Raw genomic sequence first — 2,439 nt, forward strand, 5'->3', positions numbered from 1 at the left:
AGTGTATTCATGACCTTGGCGATCAGTGGTCTGGCGCCTAACAATTCATTCAAGCCGACGCCGCTTCGCGGCGCGGCTTAATTCAGGCGTTAGGCAGCATGGACAGATGGTCGAGTATTGGGGAGTGGGCTGACGCGTACATTCGCGTGTACGACCAGGACGCGTCGCTTGACGAGACCCATCCGGACTATCTCGCGGCATATGAATTCATGGTTGAGCTGGTGGGTCCCGCGGCAGAAGAGTGCTGGGATGGCATCCTCGCTGTCGTAGAGCGCAGGCCGTCCGAGAAAGTTCTTGGCATGCTCGCTGCCGGACCCGTAGAAGATCTGATTAACCATTCGGGTAACGAGTTCATAGACCGCATAGAAGAGCGCTCGAGACGGGATCCATTTTTTCGTCAGATGCTCCACGGTGTATGGGAGAGTGGATCGCGAGAAGTGTGGGCTCGAGTAGAGGCAGCACGTGGAGTGAATGGAAATGCTGCCTAACAATTCATTCAAGCCGACGCCGCTTCGCGGCGCGGCTTAATTCAGGCGTTAGGCGGCGGGACATAACCATCTCTTTATCCTAATATTCTGTGGCCAGTTCACTCGTAACGGAGGATCACGTGCCCAAGCAGACATCGTTCACCACAAAAGTCATAACACCGATGGGCGGGGACAACGCAGGGATTGAGGTCCCCACTAAGAATCTGGAAGAACTCGGTGAGAGCAGAAAGCCGAAGGTTCATGTCATGCTCAATGGCACGTATAAATATGAAACGACGGTCGCTAGCCGAGGCGGCAAGTATCTACTCACGTTCTCCAAGGCTCATCGACAAGCGTCTGGCCTCAATCCAGGAGATAGCGTAGCGGTCAAGCTGAGGTTGGTCTAAAGCGAGACCCAAGCCTCTTCTTCCCGCCCACCTAACAACTCGTTCAAGCCGACGTTGCTTCGTGGCCGCGCTTGCGGTGTTCGCTTACGCTACACCGCCGCTTGCCACGTGCGCACCGCGGCTTAACTCAGGCGTTAGGCCGCTCACTGGAAAGATCATCTGGGGAATTTAAGAGATGCTCCAACTCCGCCCGAATTGCGAATGCTGCGACAAGGATTTGCCACCCAATGCCGAAGCGTTCATCTGCACCTTTGAGTGCACCTTCTGCCCCAACTGTGCCGCTGGTGTCCTAGCGGGCATATGCCCAAACTGCGGTGGCAACTTCTCAGAACGCCCGGTTCGGCCCGCCCATCTGCTGGCAAAGTATCCCGCGTCTACAGAGCGCGTCTTAAAGGTCGGCGGCTGTGCAGCGCCCTAACAATTCATTCAAGCCGATGCCGCTTCGCGGCACGGCTTAATTCAAGCGTTAGGCATCAGTTGGAGAAACTCGTGAACTGGAGCAGCGTAGTCAAGCTCGCACTTGTTCTATTCATTGCTCAAGTCATTGCGGGCTTTTTAGATGGCCTTCTTATTCCGCCCGGCGGTAGTCTTTCTTGGTACTTCGCAGGCCATGCCGCTTCTTTAGTGGTTTGCTCAGCAATCTTTGCCTTCTTCGCAGTACGCAACTCCGCTAGGGCGTTCGCTCATGCTTGGCTTGGCCTACTTTTGCAAGCTCTTATAGGGCTTGCATTCTCCCTGACACTTTCTATTCTCCTCGGAGATCTGTCGTGGACATCCATCGCGCTGGAGTGGGTTGTACTCATTCTCGCTCTTGCAATAGGTACATCCATAGGCATTAGCGTCCGGAACACCAGCAGGCCGGCTGATGCCTAACAATTCATTCAAGCCGACGCCGCTTCGCGGCGCGGCTTAATTCAGGCGTTAGGCGCCATCCCATCGACACAGGAGGGGAAAGATGTCTGTAGAGCTACTCAATCCTGACGGTATCTTTAAGCCAGACTCCTATTTCCAAGTAGGTGTCGGAACGGGCAGCAGGGTTGTCTTTCTGTCCGGGCAAGTAGCCCAGGACCAGGACGGTAACCTTGTCGGCAAAGGAGATTTGGCAGCACAGGCTGAGCAGGTCTATCTGAACGTGGCTGCTGCGCTGAAGGGCGCTGGCGCCACGTTTAGCGACGTTGTCAAACTCACGGTGTATGTTACGGACTGGGCACCCGAAAAAATGGAGCAGCTCATTGCTGGTGCCATGCGCGCGGCTGGTAAGCTCGGTTTTGACCCGCGGCGTGCTATCACTCTTATCGGGGTCGCCTCCCTGTCCTCCCCTGACTTGCTGATTGAGGTTGAGGCTGTTGCCATCGTTAGTTGAGCCCAGTCGCATATGGCGCCTAACAATTCGTTCAAGCCGAACCCGCTTCGCTCCACCAACAACATAGCAGGTTAAGCTTGCCATGTTGTTGGCTCCGCTACGCGGGTCGGCTTAACTCAGGCGTTAGGCCTCATTTTCAGCTACCGGAGAGAAATTGCCCTTACGTGGCTACATCATTGGGATAATCATCCTGTTGGTACTG

The 2,439-nt window shown here is 55.1% G+C and carries 5 protein-coding genes; all 5 read left to right on the top strand.

Going from position 1 to position 2,439, the window contains the following annotated elements; all coding sequences use genetic code 11:
* The first annotated feature begins 209 nt into the window (after nucleotides 1–209).
* The 5 genes from BW989_RS13005 (at nucleotide 210) to BW989_RS12255 (ending at nucleotide 2,237) form a co-directional block, all read left to right on the top strand.
* Complete coding sequence (locus BW989_RS13005; protein WP_425476665.1) at nucleotides 210–488, top strand: DUF6869 domain-containing protein; 279 nt, start codon at nucleotides 210–212, stop codon at nucleotides 486–488.
* Between the two features lie 119 nt (nucleotides 489–607).
* Nucleotides 608–874, top strand: a complete 267-nt coding sequence (locus BW989_RS13010; RefSeq protein ID WP_165688608.1) for a DUF1905 domain-containing protein — start codon at nucleotides 608–610, stop codon at nucleotides 872–874.
* Between the two features lie 175 nt (nucleotides 875–1,049).
* Complete coding sequence (locus BW989_RS12245; RefSeq protein WP_076588716.1) at nucleotides 1,050–1,292, top strand: DUF1272 domain-containing protein; 243 nt, start codon at nucleotides 1,050–1,052, stop codon at nucleotides 1,290–1,292.
* Between the two features lie 71 nt (nucleotides 1,293–1,363).
* Nucleotides 1,364–1,747: a hypothetical protein gene (locus tag BW989_RS12250; protein WP_129582938.1), complete on the top strand. Its 384-nt coding sequence runs from the start codon at nucleotides 1,364–1,366 to the stop codon at nucleotides 1,745–1,747.
* Nucleotides 1,748–1,829: 82 nt separating this feature from the next.
* Entirely contained in the window at nucleotides 1,830–2,237 is a 408-nt protein-coding gene (locus BW989_RS12255; protein ID WP_076588719.1) for a RidA family protein, read from the top strand.
* The last annotated feature ends 202 nt before the right edge of the window (nucleotides 2,238–2,439 follow it).

Source organism: Solilutibacter tolerans (assembly GCF_900155935.1).
Classification (GTDB): Bacteria; Pseudomonadota; Gammaproteobacteria; order Xanthomonadales; family Xanthomonadaceae; genus Solilutibacter; species Solilutibacter tolerans.